The organism is Candidatus Tumulicola sp., from assembly GCA_036490475.1.
Lineage (GTDB): Bacteria > Vulcanimicrobiota > Vulcanimicrobiia > Vulcanimicrobiales > Vulcanimicrobiaceae > Tumulicola.
The window spans coordinates 561,693-578,043 of record DASXDT010000006.1; the positions used below are offsets into that span (position 1 = coordinate 561,693).

19 protein-coding genes and 2 tRNA genes are annotated in these 16,351 nt (G+C 60.4%); 8 read left to right on the forward strand and 13 right to left on the reverse strand.

Annotated elements, in window-relative coordinates; genetic code table 11:
* Positions 1-1,239: 1,239 nt before the first annotated feature.
* Positions 1,240-1,530, forward strand: a complete 291-nt coding sequence (locus tag VGF98_10240) for a type II toxin-antitoxin system RelE/ParE family toxin (GenBank protein ID HEY1682005.1) — start codon at positions 1,240-1,242, stop codon at positions 1,528-1,530.
* A gap of 8 nt (positions 1,531-1,538) precedes the next feature.
* Complete coding sequence (locus VGF98_10245) at positions 1,539-1,859, forward strand: HigA family addiction module antitoxin (GenBank protein HEY1682006.1); 321 nt, start codon at positions 1,539-1,541, stop codon at positions 1,857-1,859.
* Positions 1,860-1,874: 15 nt separating this feature from the next.
* Here the strand turns inward: VGF98_10245 and VGF98_10250 are convergent.
* The 8 genes from VGF98_10250 to ada form a co-directional block, all read right to left on the reverse strand.
* Positions 1,875-1,949, reverse strand: a tRNA-Glu gene (locus VGF98_10250).
* A gap of 46 nt (positions 1,950-1,995) precedes the next feature.
* Positions 1,996-2,484 (reverse strand): methylated-DNA--[protein]-cysteine S-methyltransferase, encoded by a 489-nt coding sequence (locus VGF98_10255; protein ID HEY1682007.1) that lies wholly within the window; start codon positions 2,482-2,484, stop codon positions 1,996-1,998.
* Between the two features lie 71 nt (positions 2,485-2,555).
* Positions 2,556-3,233: a hypothetical protein gene (locus VGF98_10260; GenBank protein ID HEY1682008.1), complete on the reverse strand. Its 678-nt coding sequence runs from the start codon at positions 3,231-3,233 to the stop codon at positions 2,556-2,558.
* A gap of 178 nt (positions 3,234-3,411) precedes the next feature.
* Positions 3,412-3,483: transfer RNA gene (locus VGF98_10265), tRNA-Ile, on the reverse strand.
* A gap of 69 nt (positions 3,484-3,552) precedes the next feature.
* The gene (locus tag VGF98_10270; GenBank protein HEY1682009.1) at positions 3,553-3,897 is read right to left on the reverse strand and encodes a hypothetical protein; all 345 of its coding nucleotides are present in this window, start codon (positions 3,895-3,897) and stop codon (positions 3,553-3,555) included.
* 5 nt (positions 3,898-3,902) lie between these two features.
* Complete coding sequence (locus VGF98_10275; protein HEY1682010.1) at positions 3,903-4,832, reverse strand: hypothetical protein; 930 nt, start codon at positions 4,830-4,832, stop codon at positions 3,903-3,905.
* A gap of 11 nt (positions 4,833-4,843) precedes the next feature.
* Positions 4,844-5,413, reverse strand: a complete 570-nt coding sequence (locus tag VGF98_10280; GenBank protein HEY1682011.1) for an alpha-ketoglutarate-dependent dioxygenase AlkB — start codon at positions 5,411-5,413, stop codon at positions 4,844-4,846.
* Positions 5,410-6,456, reverse strand: coding sequence for a bifunctional DNA-binding transcriptional regulator/O6-methylguanine-DNA methyltransferase Ada (gene ada, locus VGF98_10285; protein ID HEY1682012.1), 1,047 nt, complete (start codon positions 6,454-6,456; stop codon positions 5,410-5,412). Before ada ends, VGF98_10280 begins: the two co-directional genes overlap by 4 nt.
* Before the next feature lie 151 nt (positions 6,457-6,607).
* Here ada and VGF98_10290 point away from each other — a divergent pair, with 151 nt between their 5' ends.
* Positions 6,608-7,279, forward strand: a complete 672-nt coding sequence (locus VGF98_10290) for a 2OG-Fe(II) oxygenase (protein ID HEY1682013.1) — start codon at positions 6,608-6,610, stop codon at positions 7,277-7,279.
* A gap of 1 nt (position 7,280) precedes the next feature.
* Here the strand turns inward: VGF98_10290 and eno are convergent, their stop codons facing one another.
* Entirely contained in the window at positions 7,281-8,555 is a 1,275-nt protein-coding gene (gene eno / locus VGF98_10295; GenBank protein HEY1682014.1) for a phosphopyruvate hydratase, read from the reverse strand.
* Positions 8,556-8,593: 38 nt separating this feature from the next.
* A complete protein-coding gene (gene ndk / locus VGF98_10300) occupies positions 8,594-9,049 on the reverse strand; it encodes a nucleoside-diphosphate kinase (protein HEY1682015.1) in 456 nt (151 codons plus the stop codon).
* 66 nt (positions 9,050-9,115) lie between these two features.
* On the opposite strand from ndk, the gene VGF98_10305 reads away from it, so the two are divergent.
* Positions 9,116-9,889 (forward strand): biotin--[acetyl-CoA-carboxylase] ligase, encoded by a 774-nt coding sequence (locus VGF98_10305; GenBank protein HEY1682016.1) that lies wholly within the window; start codon positions 9,116-9,118, stop codon positions 9,887-9,889.
* A 3-nt stretch (positions 9,890-9,892) separates the two neighbouring features.
* Here the strand turns inward: VGF98_10305 and VGF98_10310 are convergent, their stop codons facing one another.
* A complete protein-coding gene (locus VGF98_10310) occupies positions 9,893-10,438 on the reverse strand; it encodes an archaemetzincin family Zn-dependent metalloprotease (GenBank protein ID HEY1682017.1) in 546 nt (181 codons plus the stop codon).
* Between the two features lie 96 nt (positions 10,439-10,534).
* On the opposite strand from VGF98_10310, the gene VGF98_10315 reads away from it, so the two are divergent.
* Genes VGF98_10315 through VGF98_10330 form a run of 4 tightly spaced genes read left to right on the forward strand, consistent with a single transcriptional unit; the run spans position 10,535 to position 14,541 of the window.
* On the forward strand, positions 10,535-10,897 hold the full coding sequence (locus VGF98_10315; GenBank protein HEY1682018.1) for a holo-ACP synthase: 363 nt from the start codon (positions 10,535-10,537) through the stop codon (positions 10,895-10,897).
* Positions 10,894-12,423: an NAD(P)H-hydrate dehydratase gene (locus VGF98_10320; protein HEY1682019.1), complete on the forward strand. Its 1,530-nt coding sequence runs from the start codon at positions 10,894-10,896 to the stop codon at positions 12,421-12,423. The genes VGF98_10315 and VGF98_10320 overlap by 4 nt, the downstream gene beginning before the upstream one ends.
* 24 nt (positions 12,424-12,447) lie before the next feature.
* Entirely contained in the window at positions 12,448-13,092 is a 645-nt protein-coding gene (locus tag VGF98_10325; GenBank protein ID HEY1682020.1) for a hypothetical protein, read from the forward strand.
* 48 nt (positions 13,093-13,140) lie between these two features.
* Positions 13,141-14,541 carry a selenium-binding family protein gene (locus tag VGF98_10330; GenBank protein ID HEY1682021.1) on the forward strand — a complete coding sequence of 467 codons (1,401 nt, stop codon included), beginning with the start codon at positions 13,141-13,143 and terminating at the stop codon, positions 14,539-14,541.
* A gap of 6 nt (positions 14,542-14,547) precedes the next feature.
* Here VGF98_10330 and VGF98_10335 read toward each other — a convergent pair whose 3' ends face one another.
* On the reverse strand, positions 14,548-15,741 hold the full coding sequence (locus VGF98_10335) for a serine hydrolase domain-containing protein (protein ID HEY1682022.1): 1,194 nt from the start codon (positions 15,739-15,741) through the stop codon (positions 14,548-14,550).
* A 26-nt stretch (positions 15,742-15,767) separates the two neighbouring features.
* Positions 15,768-16,319 carry a glutathione peroxidase gene (locus VGF98_10340; GenBank protein ID HEY1682023.1) on the reverse strand — a complete coding sequence of 184 codons (552 nt, stop codon included), beginning with the start codon at positions 16,317-16,319 and terminating at the stop codon, positions 15,768-15,770.
* Between the last annotated feature and the right edge of the window lie 32 nt (positions 16,320-16,351).

The window sequence follows — 16,351 nt, forward strand, 5'->3', positions numbered from 1 at the left end:
GCTGGGCCCGGCGGTCGATCGTTCAGTCGGATCACGTGCTGATCGAAGGTTGAAACGACTGCCGGCAGCCTGGGCGACCGGTCCTCGTTCTGACCAAAACGCAAAGAACGTATATCAGGGCACACAGTCGCGCACATTTACAACACTCTGAAGACGATCATGCGCTGGGGTATTCGGATGGGAGCGCTGGCTCGAAATCCGGTTGATGCCGTTCCGCCGCCCCGGTTTGCGCAACGTGAGATGGAGGTGTTGGATCCGACTGCTCTATCGGACTTATTACGCGCCGCTGAGGGTTTGGAGCTACATACGCCGATAGTCGTCGCGGTTGGTACCGGTTTAAGAAGACGTGAACTGTTGGGCCTGTGATGGAGTGATCTCGACCTTCACGAAGGCCGTTTAGCGGTAAGACGATCGATCGAAAGCGTTAGTGGAGCGAGACGTATCAAACCTCCAAAAACCAGACGCAGCGCTCGGACAATCTCGCTACCGTCTTTCGTTATCGAAGTCTTACGCCGAGAACACATTGCCCAGGCCGAGACCAGGTTGGTTGCTGGGTCTCGGGCGCGACGAAGAAGGCTGGGTGTTCACTCGTGGCGACGGGTCGCCTTGGGAGCCGGGCGCTTTTTCGTTGCGATTCGCTCGCCTTGTGAAGGGCTCAAAGCTTCCACATATATCATTCCACGGCTTACGGCATTCTTTCAGCACCATGGCTCTTGCTTCGGGCGTTGATCTTCAGACCGTTTCGCGCGCGCTGGGCCATGAGTCGTCTGCGATCACGTCGCGTATCTACGCCCACGCCGTCGAATCGCTTCAGCAAGAGGCCGCGTCAAAAATCAACGATCATTTTTCTGACGCCGTAAACGGCTCGGTCGATCGGGCATTTAACGCGGTTCGAGGATCGTCTGTGCCACAACGGTGCCACTCACCGGGTGAGGATGAAAAAAAAGCCCACGACCATGGGCTTTTTCATGGTAGCGCCAACGGGAATCGAATCCCTCTCCTGCGGTTCCGGCCGATCCCGAGCAGTGACAAAAACGCTTATTTGATAAGGATTCCGGCGCTTCGCCGTTCCAACCGGTTCCGACCCTTACCGGGGCGATTCGGCCGCTCCGCGACAGATTTGTGACAAGATTGGAACGTTAAACCCGTTGGTGCAACGCATCCCACTGGGATGCAGATAGACAAACGTCGGTCTGCTTTATCGCTTGACGATTTTATCGCCACGTGATAATATCACGCATGGACTTCGCGGATCGTGGAACACGCGACCTCTACAACGGCGTAGCTTCGAAGGCGGCGCGCAGAATCGTCCCAGCCGCTTTGCGCCAGAAGTCCATTGACAAGTTGACGCTGCTGGACGCAGCAGTGAGCCTGCTGCAGCTCCGCATCCCGCCGGGAAATCGGCTGGAGGCACTCCACGGGAATCGAGCGGGCCAGCACTCGATCCGCATCAACGATCAATACCGCATCTGTTTTCGCTGGACGGAGGCAGGCCCGGTCGATGTCGAGATTGCCGACTACCACAGTTAGGAGATAAAATGTACCGCCCATTGACAATCCCAAGCCGGCGCCGGCCAACACCCCCGGGCGAGATTCTTCTGCGCGAGTTTCTTGAACCGCTCGGTCTGACACAGACGGCTTTTGCCAAACACATCGGCGTCACGAACGCGCGTTTGTCCGAGATCATTCATGGGAAGCGGCCCGTGACGATGGACTCTGCGCTTCGCTTTGAGCGAGCCCTGGGATTCAGCGCCGAGTCATGGATGCGGATGCAGATGACGGTCGATATGTTCGATGCCCTGAACGGTCGTGTAGGCAAAGCCGTTGGCCGTATCAAGCTGATCGGGCGCGCGTCGTAATGTTCTCCTCGCGGATGGTAGCGCCAACGGGAATCGAACCCGTCTTTCCGCCTTGAAAGGGCGATGTCCTAACCGATAGACGATGGCGCCGCGTAGGCAGGGGTTCGCAGTCCACCCCGCTTTTCCGCCGCCCGGCCTATGAGGCGGTGTGAAGAAAGTCAAAGGCCGGTTCCTGGCGCTCGAGATCGAGCAGGACCGCCTTGCTATGCAAGCCGCCGCCGAATCCAGTCAGCTTTCCGGAGGCGCCGATCACGCGATGGCACGGCACGACGATCGCGATGGGGTTGCTTCCATTCGCGAGGCCCACGGCGCGGCTCAGCTTCGGGTCGCCCAAACGGTGCGCAATATCTCCATAGCTGCACGTTTCACCGAACGGAATCTGCAACAACTGCTTCCACACGCGCTTTTGAAAGTCGGTCCCTTCGAGCTGCAACGGCAGATCGAACGCGCGACGTTCGGCCGCAAAATATTCTCGCAGTTGGCCGATAGCAAACGTCAACAACGGATGCGCGGCGTCTTCGTGGGCGCAGCTGTCGCGCTTAGGGCGCCGGCTCGACGCGAACGAGAGCCCAACTAGCGCGTCACCGGCCGCCGTTAGCGTTAACGTGCCAACTGGTGACGCCATCGTCGCGAAGACCCGTTCGAAACCGGACATAGCGTGTACCACGACACAGACTTGTTTCGAGGGGTTGCCGCTCAGACGCCGCCGCCAACGTCCACGGCGACAAGCCTGCCGTCCCTGAACAAGAAGCCCAAGTAGGCGATGACTGCAACGTTAGCCGACGTCTTAAAATCCTGATTGTACGTGAGTAGCTGGTAGCCACCGTTCGAGCGGAAGGTGCCCGGACCGTCGATCGCTTTGACCTGTGCAACCGTCATTCCGACGCGCACGCCATTTCGCGTTTGGTTGGGCGCCGGATGGATCGAGAGTCCGGTGGGTGCGTTAGAAACCGTGGTCACGGTGAGGTCGGACGCCGTGCCGTACTGAGAGTAGATCAACGCCGTCTTCTGGGCCGAATCGTAGAAGCCCGATAAGCAACGCCCGTTGCCAACACCCTTAGGGTAGTGCTTCATGGTCTTGTACCATGTAGCTTGGTCGTGCGAAAGCGGGAACGCAGAATAGTCGAGTATGGTATCCGGCTTGCGCGGTCGCGCCGACTTCCCGTAAAAGTTGTTCGTCGAGTTCAGGGCGAGTTGCGAACCAGGCTGCGCGGCAAACCAGCGCTGAGCGGCTTCACAGTCGGTGTTGCTCGACCCGACGACACGGGATGACATAATTGCCGCGACCGCTGCTAACGATGGAGACTGCGTTAACTCGGCTGTAAGCGCGAACGCGATCAGTAACGATGCCATAGTGGCGCGGACGATTGCCATGATTCGAGCCTCCCTGAAGAACCAAAAATTCACAGTTATGCTGCATAGCTTTTGCAAAGCGTTGCCGATCTAAAAACGGTATCAACGGCGCTCGGACACAACTCCATGAGCTCGTTGACTTCATCGAAAAGCGCGGGCTAAATCGTCGGTTTGTCCGAGTAGACGAGTGTTTTAGGTTTGGGCCTGGTAGGATTCGAACCTACGCGCAACCAGTTATGAGCCGGCCGCTCTACCGCTGAGCTACAGGCCCCCGCCGATGCCGCAGCAATGACCATTTCGCGCCCGGCCGCAAGCCTCCGCCCACAGCCCCAGCGCCAGGCTATCCGAAACGCCGGACGACCGCAATCTCCCCAACGATGTGCGCGTTAAACGCATCTAGATCTTCCGCTGGAATCCAATACTCGAGATGCTCACGCCCGCCCACCTGCTGCACCTCGTAGCGAGCGAGAAACGACGCATCGACATCGAAGCGCGTTACGAAGCCCAAAGCATCCGGCTCGCGAGCATTCCAGTCGCGGGCAATTTGCACGGCGTACGACTCGTTGAGTACGGGATAGAAAATCGGTTGTTCTGGAAGACGAGGCGGGAACGCGCGGAACCCCAGCCCTTCGATCAAATCGAGTTCGGCCTTGCCAACCGGACGAAACAGCGTAACCGCAGCCATGCGGATTATTTGGGGGGAGGCTCGCTTACGACGGCGCTGTACGGCTTAAAGATTTGGTCCGAAATCGACGAAATAAGAGTGCCGTCGCTTGCGCTGTAAACGCGCACCGCATCGTGATAGAAGTCTGGAACGATGACGTTACCCGCTCGAAAAGCGAGTGTTAGCGCTTCTTCGGTACCGGCGAACGGTATGATTGAGTCCACCTGCGCGACCCCGTTCGCAACCGTCATCTTGTACCCGACACCCTCGTTGTTACTCCCTACGGCCGCGACCAGTAAGTACGGGTTGGTGAATACGATCCCGAGCGGATATTCCAGCGTTCCTCCGTTGATGGAGAGCTGCTCAAACTCCGATCCGTGCAAGGCAAGCTCGTACAAGTGGCCCTGCGAACTCGTGACGAATAGATTTCCTTGGTTATCATAGGCGAGTGAAAACGGCGTGTCCACTCTTGATAACTTGTACGCTTTGCCCGTGTGCTTGTCGGCGGGGAAGATGCGAACGTTTCCGTGCCAATTCTGATGGTTTGCCACAGCGAGTTCGGCGGTGACCGGACTAACCGAACAACTCGAGGCCCTTTCCATGCCGGGCTCGTGAATCGTCCGGTAGGGGACGTTACCGCCATGGTGATAGCGGAAGATCTTGCTGTAGCCGCTATCCGTGATAAAAACGTCGCCGTCTTTATTGGTGCACATCCCATTCGGACTCCGGAAAGCGTTCATGCCAAAAACTTTCTGCCCGATATGCCCGTCGCTATAGGCGTAGACGTTGACTTCGGCAGACTGCTGCTCGGAAATGTACAGTAAATCGTTTTTTGCGGGTCGCTCGAAAGACGCCGGTTTCGCGTTATCGAGACCGCTGGTTGACGACGCCGGAAGCGCCGAGCATCCCACGAGCAGGCTCGCTACTATTCCGAAAGCCAGAACTCGAACGCGCATTTTTCGCTCCTTCAAACAACCCGCCTGAATGTCAGATTTAGACGTTCGCCCGTGCAACGCTCTTTCGGTACTCGATGCGCGTAACGATGCTGGCTCTTGACCGTCATCACGAGCAGGCTGCCGTGCGGCAAGGCAACCGACAAAGGCGGACCTTTCCGCCCTTCACGCAGTTGAAACGTGCGCTCGACTCCTAACGTCACCGAGACGATCGCATCGCGAAGCTCGGGCTCTCGATCCGAATGCCAGCCCATCGAGTCGTCGCCGTTGCGATACCAGTTGGCCAAACACGAATTTACATCGATGCACAGCGAATCGCGCAGTTCGTCGCGCAAACGGCGCAGCGACGGCGTCCAAGCAACCGGTTCGTTTCGCAAGCGGCTGTAGGTGTACGTCCCGCCGGGATCGCCGTACCAGCCGGTCAGTCGCGGCATCGCAACGTCTCGGCCGAAAAACTGCAAGAATTCTTGACGCACGTCAAGCTCGCAACGCAACGCTTCGAACAATGCGTCGGCGTCGGGAACAGCCGCGCGATACAGCGTCATGCCCTCAACCAACGGCGATCCGCTAGAAAGATCGATCACGAAGCGCGTTCGCGCTCGGCCAACATTTGCTTGCGATGAACGCCCCACGCGTAGCCGCCGGCGCTTGCATCGGCGCGGACGACGCGATGGCATGGAATCGCCACCGCCAACGCGTTCGCGGCACATGCAGCCGCGACGGCGCGTGCAGCTTTTGGCGCGCCGATGCGCGATGCGATTTCCGAATACGAAGCCGAACTGCCGGCCGGTATCGCCTGCAATGCGTTCCACACGCGTTGTTGAAACGCGGTCCCGCGAACATCGAGCGGCAGGTCGAGGCCGATTCGCGGGTTTTCGACGAATCCGACGACGCGAGCGACCAGACGCTCGTACTCGCGGTCCCCGCCAACCAACGTCGCCCTCGCAAAGCGGTCTTGCAAATCGCGTACGAGCTGCTCGGGATCGTCGCCTAATAGAATCGCAACGACGCCGCGCGCGCTCGACGCGACCAACACCGAGCCGAGTTGCGATTCTCCAACCGCGAATCGGATGGTTTCGCCGGCGCCACCGTCGCGATAACGCGCGGGCGTCATACCGAGCAGCTGCGTCGACCGTTCGTAGAAGCGGCCGCTCGAATTGAACCCCGCGTCGAAAATCGCTTGGGTTACCGAAGATTTTTGCTGCAGCGAATCGCGAACGCGCTCGGTTCGATGCGCGGCCGCGTATTCGCGCGGTGAAACGCCGGTTACGGCTTTGAACGTACGCTGAAGATAGCTCGGGCTCAAACGCGCCGCATCGGCCAGTTCTGCCAGCGACGGCGGCGTTTCTGCACGTTCGATCGTTCTGCAGATTGACGCGATCAACGTAGCCCGCGCGTCGGCGATCGAGCGTCCATCCGGGCGGCAGCGCCGGCACGGGCGAAACCCAGCCGCCCTCGCAGCAGCGATCGACGCGTGGAAGGCGACGTTGCGCGGGTTAGCGGCGCGCGATGGGCAGGATGGACGGCAAAAGATCTTCGTCGTCGCCACCGAGTACCAAAACGTGCCGTCGGCGCTCGCGTCGCGAGCCAATACGCGTTTCCAGCGTGCGTCGTCTTCAAGCATCATCGTAGGTGCGTTCCTTGTGTTCATGACCCCGTCAGTATGACCGGCGTTGCGCCAAGCAACACTCCGACGCTTGCGCTCGAATCGAGAGAGAGCCGATTTGACAGCTGAATTCGGATGGTCGTGACCCTGTCTCTGCGGTAATATGGAAACGATGGAAACCGACGCTCTGCGGAACGCAATCGATACCGACGGTTTCGCGCTCGTTCCCCGGCTGGTAGGGCCGGAAGCGGCCGAGGCGCTGCGCGCGCGGTTCGACGACGAAGCGTCATTCCGTAAGACAATCTCGATGGAACGTCACGGCTACGGTCGAGGTACGTACCGGTATTTCGCGTACCCGCTTCCGGCGGCAGTGCAAAAACTACGCGAGGACCTGTATGCCGCGCTGGCTCCGATCGCCGGCAAGTGGGCCGAACGCCTTGGAACCGACACTCGTTATCCGGCCACGCTCGATGAAATGATCGCTCGCTGCGCGGCTGCAGGTCAACTGCGGCCGACGCCGCTCTTACTGCGCTACGAGACCGGCGACTTTAACGCGCTGCATCAAGACGTTTACGGCGACGTTGCGTTCCCGTTCCAGGCAACAGTTTTGCTAAGCCACCCGAACGACGAGTTCGCCGGCGGAGAGTTCGTGCTCTACGAAACGCGAGCGCGTAAGCAGAGCGTCGCTCGCGTCGTGCCACTGGAGTTCGGCGATGCCGTGATTTTTCCGAATGCGTTTCGTCCGAACGCAAAGGGCGGAAGATCGCAATTTCGCCACGGCGTTTCGGTCGTGCGTGCGGGCTGCAGGACGACGCTCGGCGTCATCCTGCACGACGCGAAATAACCTAGCGGCGGCGGTAAGCCGAGGCGCCGGCGTAGCGTGCGGCCGAACCGAGTTCGGCTTCGATCGCCATGAGCCGGTTGTACTTTGCGATGCGCTCGCTACGCGATAGCGACCCGGTCTTGATCTGCGTCGATCCGGCGCCCACCGCGATATCCGCGATGCTGGTGTCCTCGGTTTCGCCCGACCGATGTGACATGACCGTCGCATATCCCGATGTATGTGCGAGCGAAACGGCATCCAGCGTTTCGGTCAACGTTCCAATCTGATTGACTTTGATCAAGATGGCGTTGCCGACGCCTTCGGCGATTCCGCGTTCGAGGAACTTCACGTTGGTCACGAAGATATCGTCGCCAACCAATTGCACGCGATCGCCGAGCGCTTCGGTTAGCTTACGCCAGCCGTTCCAGTCGTTTTCGGCTAATCCATCTTCGATCGACACGATCGGATAGACGTCGCATAACTCGCGATACAGCGCGATCATGCCGTGGGCGTCCAACCCGCGATCTTTCGTAAGGGCGTAATATTTGCCGTCTTGATAGAATTCGGACGATGCCGGATCGAGGGCGATCGCAACGTCCTGGCCGCTGCGATAGCCGGCAACGTCGATGGCTGCGACGATCAAATCGAGCGCCTGCTGCGGCGTTTCGAGCGCGGGCGCATATCCGCCCTCATCGCCAACCTGTGTCGGCAAGTTGCGATCGTGCAGTAGTTTTCCGAGCGCGTGAAAAACTTCGGCGCCGCAGCGAACCGCTTCGGCTTCGGTCTTTGCGCCGAGCGGAACGATCATCAGCTCTTGAAATTGTAACGCACCTTCGGCATGTTTTCCGCCGTTGATCACGTTCATCATCGGCGTCGGTAACGTCGCCGCGCACGGGCCGCCGAGATAGCGAAACAGGGGCAGCGATAAACTTGCAGCAGCCGCTCGCGCCACCGCCAGCGAAACGCCGAGCGTCGCATTCGCGCCGACGCGCGATTTATTGGGCGTGCCGTCGAGTTCGATGAGCGCCTCGTCTATTTGGCGCTGCGACGTCGCGTCGAGCCCTTCGAGCGCCGGACCGAGTTCGTCGTTAACAGCAGTAACGGCGTTTAGAACGCCTTTGCCCCCGTAGCGTTTCGGATCGCCGTCGCGAAGTTCGACCGCTTCGTTCGTGCCGGTCGACGCCCCCGACGGAACCATGGCTTCCTCGACGGCGCCAAAACTGGTCGCGACCGTCACCGCTACGGTCGGGTTACCACGAGAATCGAGTACCTCGCGCGCGTGCACGCCCTCGATCAGCGGCCGGCCGCCGGCGCGGAGGGTTTCGAGCGGCGCGCTCACTCGCGGATCCAACGCTCCATGTCGTGCCGCCGTGAAACGAATTCGTTGTCGTTAAAAAAGATCTTGAGTTCGCGCTCGGCGCTGGCGGTCGAATCGCTCCCGTGCACGAGATTGCGACCGATCGATTGGGCGTAATCCGCACGAATCGATCCCGGCGCGGCCGTCAGCGGATTGGTCGCGCCGATCAACTGGCGGCAGCCGTCGACGGCGCCTTCGCCTTCGACCGCAAGCGCCACCAGCGGGCCGCTCGTAATGAACGACACGAGACCGTCGAAGAACGGCTTACCTTTATGCTCGCCGTAATGCTCGCGCGCACGATCGCCGTCGAGCTGCATTAATTTCATCGCAGCAACGATGTAGCCGCGCCGTTCGATGCGCGTCGTAATTTCACCGATGAGCCCGCGTGAAACGGCGTCGGGCTTGCAGAGAATGAGCGTCCGTTCGATTGCCATAGGAGCGCGCAATACGGCCCCCCGCGGGGGTAAGCCTGCGGCCCCCGGCCAACGCTAGACGCTCGCATGGATTCTCCAGCGCATGCGTACGCGCGCGTTTCACACGACCTGGCCGGAACCGCGTTTAGCGATATCGCGTACGTCGACCAAACCGACAGCACCAACGCCGACGCAGCCTCACTTTTGGGCGATCCCCGTCACGCCGGCTTCAGCATTGTAGCCGGGCATCAGACCGCGGGTCGCGGTCGCAAAGCGCGCGAGTGGATCGACGCCCCGGGCTCGGCGCTCCTCGTTACGACGGTTCTTCCGCGACCGATTGCAGCGTCTAGCCTGTGGGCTGCGCCGTTTTGGGTGGGTCTGGCGTTGCGCGAGGCGCTGGCGAGGGTAGGCGTCGAGGCGGCGCTGCGATGGCCGAACGACCTGTTACTCGACGGCCGAAAGGTCGCTGGAATCCTATGCGTGTCGCGCGTTACCGGCGGGGAGGCCTGGATCGCTTGCGGAGCCGGCGTCAACGTTCACCGGCCCGCCTCCACCTTGCCGGTCGATCCACCGCCGGCGTTTTGCGACGACGCCACTTCCGTTGACAGTAGCGCGTTGCTTGGCGCGCTCTTGCGCGCGTACGACGCATCGCTCGGACTACTGGACTGGCCGCAACGGATCGCCGAACGATGGGAACGCGCTGCCGGAATTCGCGGAAGCCGTTACGTCGTGCTCGAGGATGGTTCGACGGATGCGTTTGAGGCGAACGCGATCGGACTTTCGGGGGACGGCGGACTCAACCTCGAGCAGAACGGCATCGTGCGTACCGTTTCGTTAGCCGACGCGCGCGTGCTGCGCTAGCGTTTATTGCCGTTCGTTTCGCGCGCGGTTGATGCGGCGGTCGCACGCTTCGCAAAAATGCGACATTTTGTTGTCCGTCTCGAAGATCGAGTTAGAATAGTACATCGCGCAGCGCATGTTGTAACAATGCTTGAGGCCAAACGCATGTCCGAGCTCGTGCACCGATTCCTTGAGCGCGCGTTGAAACAGCAGATTCGTATCGGCTTCTTCGCCATAAAAATCCGAGCGCAGCCGATGCAACGAAACGGCGGCAAAACCTTGGGTGTCGTCGGCATCGCCGAAAATGAACCGATGCGACGTTTTGTAAAGGTCGAAGTCGGTGACTGCGAGCAGCACGCCGTCGCCGTCGGGATGCGCACGCTTCACCTTGGTCGTTAGCGTCGTCGCAAACAACTGTTGACGCGTGACGTTCAGCGCGCTGCGGGGAAGCACCAGTGCACGCTCGACTCGCGCGGTCGACAGAAACCGTTCTTCGAGACACAAAGCAAGCCGATCCAGAAATCGGGGGTCGATAGCGTTGATCGGAACGATGCGTATCCGCGAGTTCATGGCGACGCGGACGATTTTCGACGCCCTCCACATAAACCCCGGCGAGCCGCGGCGGCGACAAGGCAAAAAATCCGTTGGTAAGAAGTCGTGATATGCATGATTTTGGGTATTGGCATCGATCTAGCGGAAGTCGAGCGCTACCGGTTCGGTCCGCGCGAGCTCGAATGGTTCGCGCGCAAGATCTACACCGATGAAGAGATGCGCTACGCGATGCGCAAACGCCACTGGCCCGAACGGTTGGCCGGCTTCTACGCCGCCAAAGAAGCAACGCGCAAAGCGTTCGGGCATGCCATTCCCTGGCGCTGGATCGGCGTCGGCCATAAGCCGAGCGGCGCCCCGACGATCGAGTTCTTCAATAAAGCCATCGCTCTTCCCGAACGGCGCGGCGTTACGAACGTTCACCTGACGATCACGCATTCGGCCACGACGGCATCCGCTGTCGTTATCTTAGAGCGATGATCGTCGTCCTCACCCCCGAGCAGATGCGCGCAGTCGACGCGCAGGCCGTCGCGGTCGCAGGCGAAGACGCGTTGATGACGGCGGCGGGAACGCGAATCGCCGAGCGCTTGCGCTCGATGTTACGACCCGGTGGCCGGGTCGCTGCCTTCGCTGGGCCGGGCAACAATGGCGGCGACGCATTCGCCGCACTCGCGCTGCTCGAACCGCAACACGAACGAGTCGTCTATGTCGCCGACGCGGAGAGCGGGTCCGCTGCGCGACGCGAAGCGATGTGGCGGGCGCGTGCGGCCGGGGTCGACGTGCGACCGCTTCCATCGGATGACACCGAACTGGCCGACGCGCTACGGGCTTCACTCGCAGTCGACGGGCTTTTCGGAACGGGAGCTCGGCTGCCGATCGCTCAGCCCTATGCGGCGATCTGCCGCGCGCTCGACGCTCGACACCGTACCGTGCTGGCGATCGACATCCCGAGCGGCATCGATGCTCTTACCGGAGCCGTTAGCGACGACGCGGTACGCGCGACCGTAACCGTGACGATTGGTGCCGCGAAGCCGGGCCTCTTCTTCGAACCGGCACGCGAATACGTCGGCGAGTGCTGGCTGGCATCGATCGGGATCGATCCCCCGCTCCTGGCCGCTCAACCACAAACGTTCGCCGCGCTCGACGACGATGCGTTCCTGCGCATGCTGCCGGTGCGTCCGGCAAATGGCGACAAACGAACTTCCGGAGCGCCGCTGATTATCGCCGGCTCGGGGCAGTTTCCCGGAGCGGCCGTTCTATGCTCGCGCGGTGCGGCACGCGCCGGTGCGGGTTACGTGACGGTTGCGACGCCGGCAACCGTTGCGCCGACGCTTCGGGCGCACCTCGTCGAACAAGTCGTTGTGGAAATCTCGAACGACGCTTCGCCGGAGGATGTCGTCGACCAACTGATCGACATTTCGAGCCACAACTCGGCGGTCGCGATCGGACCGGGGCTTGGCCTCGACGATCGCACCGGAGCGATCGTTACCGGATTTCTGGCGCGAAACGAACTGCCCGTTGTGGTCGATGCCAGCGCGCTCTTTCACTTGTCCAAACACCTCGACGTATTGCGCGGCAAGAAAGCCGTCGTTACGCCGCACGCCGGCGAATTCGCGCGACTTTCGGGTAAGGGCACGATCAAGCCGGGCGAGCGCGTGGACCGGTTGCGCGAGTTCGTGTTGCGGACCGGTATCGCGACGCTGCTCAAAGGCAGCGATACGCTCGTGTACGACGGCGCATCGATGCACATTAATTCGACCGGAACCAGTGCGCTCGCCACGGCGGGCACCGGCGATGTGCTGAGCGGCATCATCGCAACGCTGGCGTCGCAAGGATTGCCGATCGCCGATGCAGCGCGAGCCGGCGCGTATTGGCACGGCCTAGCCGGTCGTCACGCCGCATCCATCCGCCGCGTGGGCGTCGTAGCCGGCGATATTGCGGAATCGCTCGCAGCGGCGTTACCCGAAGGCCAAACGCCGGACGACTCGCTGCGCCGCCTGTTCTAACGAGCCGGTTGGAGGTGCATCGACGTGACCGCACAGTACGTTTGGGTCGCGCTGTTTCTGCTAGGTTGCTACCACGGCATTAATCCAGGAATGGGCTGGTTGTTTGCCGTTGCGCTCGGTTTTCAGGAACGCAGTGCCGCTGCTGTTGTGAAGGCGATCGTGCCGCTCGTTCTGGGCCACTTGATTTCGGTCGCCGCGATCGTGTTCGTCGCGACGGTCGCGGCAGCACAACTGCCACATCCGCTCGTGCACGAAGCGAGCGCCGCCATTCTGATCGGGTACGGCATCTATCGCTTGATTCGAGTTCGCCATCCACGCTGGGTCGGGATGCGCGTCGGATTTTGGGGACTCGTGTTCTGGGGCTTCTTAATGTCGAGCGCGCACGGTGCGGGTTTGATGCTCTTGCCATTCATCGCGTCCGCACATACAGCGGCGCCGGCCATGGCCGGCATGCCGGCGATGCCCTCGGCGCCATATGGCATAGGGATGGGAACGAGCCTTCTGTATGTTGCCGTTCATACGCTCGGGTACGTTACAGCGTTAACGGCAGTCGCACTCGTCGTGTACTGGAAAGTCGGCGTGAGCTTCTTGCGAACCGGCTGGCTAAACGTCGATGGTGTATGGTCGATAGCGCTGGTCGTGACGGGCGTTATCGCTCTCTTTACCTAGGATAGAAGGGCGACAGGAGACGGCTCGGGACGGGGGAAGCTGCCCGGCATGCAGCTCAAGCCCGACCCCACCTTTTATGCCTCCGCCAAAGACGCGATGCAAGCGCCGCCGGAGAAGCTCGCTTACGTCGCGCTCTTAAGCGCGAGCGGTAATCACGTTCCGGATGCGCTCGCAGTCGTCGACGCCGATCCGACTTCATCGACGTATGCGAGCGAAATCGGCCGCGTCGAATTGCCGAATACCGGGGATGAGTTGCATCACTTCGGTTGGAACGCGTGCAGCGCCGCGCTGTGTCCGTTCGCACCGCGCGCGCATGTCGAGCGCCGCTATCTGATCGTTCCGGGATTGCGTTCGTCGCGCATCTACATCATCGACACGAAGCCGGATCCGACGAAGCCGCGCATCGTTCGGACCATCGAAGCGCAAGACATTCTCGAAAAGACCGGCTACACGCGGCCGCACACCGTGCATTGCGGGCCGGACGCGATTTATGTCAGCGCTTTAGGAAATGCCGACGGCGAAGGTCCTGGCGGAGTGTTCATGCTGGACTGCGACACGTTCGATATTATCGGAAAGTGGGAAGCCGATCGCGGTCCGCAGTACCTCGCGTACGATTTCTGGTGGCATCTTACGCACGATGCGATGGTAACGAGTGAGTGGGGCACGCCGAATATGATCGAAGGCGGCCTGAATCCCGAGTTGTTGCTCGCGGGCAAGTACGGGCATCAACTCCATTTTTGGGATCTGCGCAAGCGAAAGCACGTGCAGTCGATCGACCTCGGAGCCGAGCAACAAATGGTGCTCGAGTTACGTCCTTCACACGATCCGGCGAAGACGTACGGTTTCGTCGGCGTCGTCGTTTCGTTAAAAGATTTGTCGGCATCGATTTGGTTGTGGTATCGCGATAACGACAAGGACACATGGGCAATCAAGAAGGTGATCGAAATCCCGGCCGAGCCGGCCGATCCCGCACAGCTACCCGACATGCTCAAAGGCTTTTCGGCCGTACCTCCGCTCTTGACCGACATCGGGCTCTCGCTGGATGATCAATACTTGTACGCGTCTTGCTGGGGCACCGGCGAGCTACGTCAATACGACGTGAGCGACCCGTTCAACCCGAAACTCGTTGGTTCGGTCCATATCGGTGGCATCGCTCGTCGCGCTCCGCATCCGCGTAACCCTGAAAAGCCGCTGCTCGGGGGACCGCAGATGGTCGAGATCAGCCGCGACGGTAGGCGCGTCTACTTCACGAACTCGCTGTATCGCAGCTGGGACGATCAATTCTATCCCGAGGGCGTCGACAGCTGGATGGCCGGCTTGGACATCGCAGAAGACGGCACTATGCGCTTCGACGAGAACTTCTATCTCGAATTCGATAACAATCACCGCGCGCATCAAGTGCGACTGCAAGGTGGCGACGCGTCGTCGGATTCATACTGCTTTTCTTGATGAGAACTAATGTGATTGAGGAAAAGTACCCGGTGCCAGTGCATCGGCTAACGCGCGAAAGACGGCGGTAGCGCCTAAACCCGCATTGCCTTTATCGTCGTACGCGCCCGAACCGTTCGTCGCTTCGACCGCAATCGTCAGCTTGCTGCTCGGGAGGTAACCGACGGCACCCGACGCGCCCGCAAAGCCGAGCGTCTGCGCGATCCAAGCGCCGGATCGAATGACACCCAGGCCATAGCTAAACGTTTCGTCGTTCGCTCGACACGCCGGACACCCGCTCTGTGCGTGGCCGAAGCCAATCAAGCTCGGCGCGAGTTGCGCCGCCGACGACTCCTTTGACAACAGCTTTCCATTCGAAACGGCTTCGATCGAAAGCGCCAAATCGTGGATGTCGGTCGTTTCAACTGCGCCATCTATGGTCGTCCACGATGGATTCCAGAATGTCGCCTCTTCATAGAACGGCGTTCCCGGCGCGATGCCGAGCGTTTCGCGACGCTCGGAGCTGAACGTATGTAAAACCGGCGAGGGGATCGATGCGCCGGCGTTCGTCTGCGTTTGCGTCAATCCGATCGGGTGCAAGACATTGTCTCGAATTGCATCGGCGAGCGGCACGCCCGCGATCTTTTCAAGCACCCGTCCTAAGATCACGTAGTTCGTGTGCGAGTAGCCCCAGTTCGTGCCCGGCGCGAACTGCAGCGGCTTCGAAACACCGATGTGGATGAGTTCGTCCGACGTCCACTTGCGAAACGGATCGCGATACGTGCCGTCGATCGTTTCGGGCTGATACACATAGTCGGCGTATCCCGACGTCATCTGCGCCAGATTCCGAAGCGTTATCCGGTTCGCATCTGGAAGATTCGGAAAGTACTTCGAGAGTTTTGTATCGAGCGAAACTTTCTTTTGGTCGACGTACTCGAGCAACAGCGTCGCCATAAAGCTGAACGCGATCGCTCCGTTGCGGAAATGCATGTCCGTAGTAGCCGGCACTCCCGTCATCGATTCGCCGAACGCGCCGTTATAGATCGTTTTACCGTTCGACCGCACCTGTACGATGAGCGCTCGAAGGTGATTGGCCGCCATAGATGCCCGGGCGACGTTTCGAACCGTCGTCGCCACAGGCACATCGGCTCGCGCACTTGCAAGACAAGATGTGGCGGCCGCGGTGGCAAGCACCCCACCCAGCAAGAAACGCAAACGCATCGGAATCGATCGATGCCGCCGGTTTGTTACGCGCCCTTGCGTGAAAGTTCGCGTTCGATCGACTCGCGAAGACGGTTGTCATCCGGCTTGACATCGGGTGAGAAGCGATCGACGACGGTGCCGTCGCGACCGATCAGAAACTTCTCGAAGTTCCACAGTACTTCGGGCGCCGGATTCGGAGTAACGCCAAACTTGACCAGACCTTCGCGAAACTTTTCGGTGTCGGGCACCTCCGGACGTTGCTCGATCATTTCGGCGTACAGCGGGTGCTTGTTCTCACCCACAACCGCGATCTTCGAAAACATCGGGAAATCGATCGCGTAGTTGGTCGAACAGAAGTCCGCGATCTCGGGCTCGCTGAGAGGCTCTTGGCCGGCGAAGTCGTTCGACGGAAAACCCAATACCTCGAGGCCTTTATCGCGATACGTCTTGCTGAGCGCCTCGAGCCCTTCGTATTGTGGCGTCAGGCCGCATTTCGAGGCCGTGTTTACGACGAGCAACACCTTGCCGGCATACTCGCCCAATGTTGTGTCGCGCCCGTCGATGGTCGTAATCGGTATTTGTTGTAAATCGTTCATAACACGTACCGCCTTCGGCGGGCGTGCCCCAC

What these genes read in the sequence shown, in the direction of transcription:
- VGF98_10270 (HEY1682009.1), bottom strand. Translation starts at nt 3,897, where the DNA reads ATGGCTGCGGTTACGCTGTTTCGTCCGGTTGGCAAGGCCGAACTCGAT.
- VGF98_10245 (HEY1682006.1), top strand. Translation starts at nt 1,539, where the DNA reads ATGTACCGCCCATTGACAATCCCAAGCCGGCGCCGGCCAACACCCCCG.
- VGF98_10335 (HEY1682022.1), bottom strand. Translation starts at nt 15,741, where the DNA reads ATGCGTTTGCGTTTCTTGCTGGGTGGGGTGCTTGCCACCGCGGCCGCC.
- VGF98_10315 (HEY1682018.1), top strand. Translation starts at nt 10,535, where the DNA reads ATGATTTTGGGTATTGGCATCGATCTAGCGGAAGTCGAGCGCTACCGG.
- VGF98_10255 (HEY1682007.1), bottom strand. Translation starts at nt 2,484, where the DNA reads ATGGCGTCACCAGTTGGCACGTTAACGCTAACGGCGGCCGGTGACGCG.
- VGF98_10320 (HEY1682019.1), top strand. Translation starts at nt 10,894, where the DNA reads ATGATCGTCGTCCTCACCCCCGAGCAGATGCGCGCAGTCGACGCGCAG.
- VGF98_10275 (HEY1682010.1), bottom strand. Translation starts at nt 4,832, where the DNA reads ATGCGCGTTCGAGTTCTGGCTTTCGGAATAGTAGCGAGCCTGCTCGTG.
- VGF98_10330 (HEY1682021.1), top strand. Translation starts at nt 13,141, where the DNA reads ATGCAGCTCAAGCCCGACCCCACCTTTTATGCCTCCGCCAAAGACGCG.
- VGF98_10340 (HEY1682023.1), bottom strand. Translation starts at nt 16,319, where the DNA reads ATGAACGATTTACAACAAATACCGATTACGACCATCGACGGGCGCGAC.
- VGF98_10305 (HEY1682016.1), top strand. Translation starts at nt 9,116, where the DNA reads ATGGATTCTCCAGCGCATGCGTACGCGCGCGTTTCACACGACCTGGCC.
- VGF98_10260 (HEY1682008.1), bottom strand. Translation starts at nt 3,233, where the DNA reads ATGGCAATCGTCCGCGCCACTATGGCATCGTTACTGATCGCGTTCGCG.
- VGF98_10240 (HEY1682005.1), top strand. Translation starts at nt 1,240, where the DNA reads ATGGACTTCGCGGATCGTGGAACACGCGACCTCTACAACGGCGTAGCT.
- VGF98_10290 (HEY1682013.1), top strand. Translation starts at nt 6,608, where the DNA reads ATGGAAACCGACGCTCTGCGGAACGCAATCGATACCGACGGTTTCGCG.
- ndk (HEY1682015.1), bottom strand. Translation starts at nt 9,049, where the DNA reads ATGGCAATCGAACGGACGCTCATTCTCTGCAAGCCCGACGCCGTTTCA.
- ada (HEY1682012.1), bottom strand. Translation starts at nt 6,456, where the DNA reads ATGATGCTTGAAGACGACGCACGCTGGAAACGCGTATTGGCTCGCGAC.
- VGF98_10310 (HEY1682017.1), bottom strand. Translation starts at nt 10,438, where the DNA reads ATGAACTCGCGGATACGCATCGTTCCGATCAACGCTATCGACCCCCGA.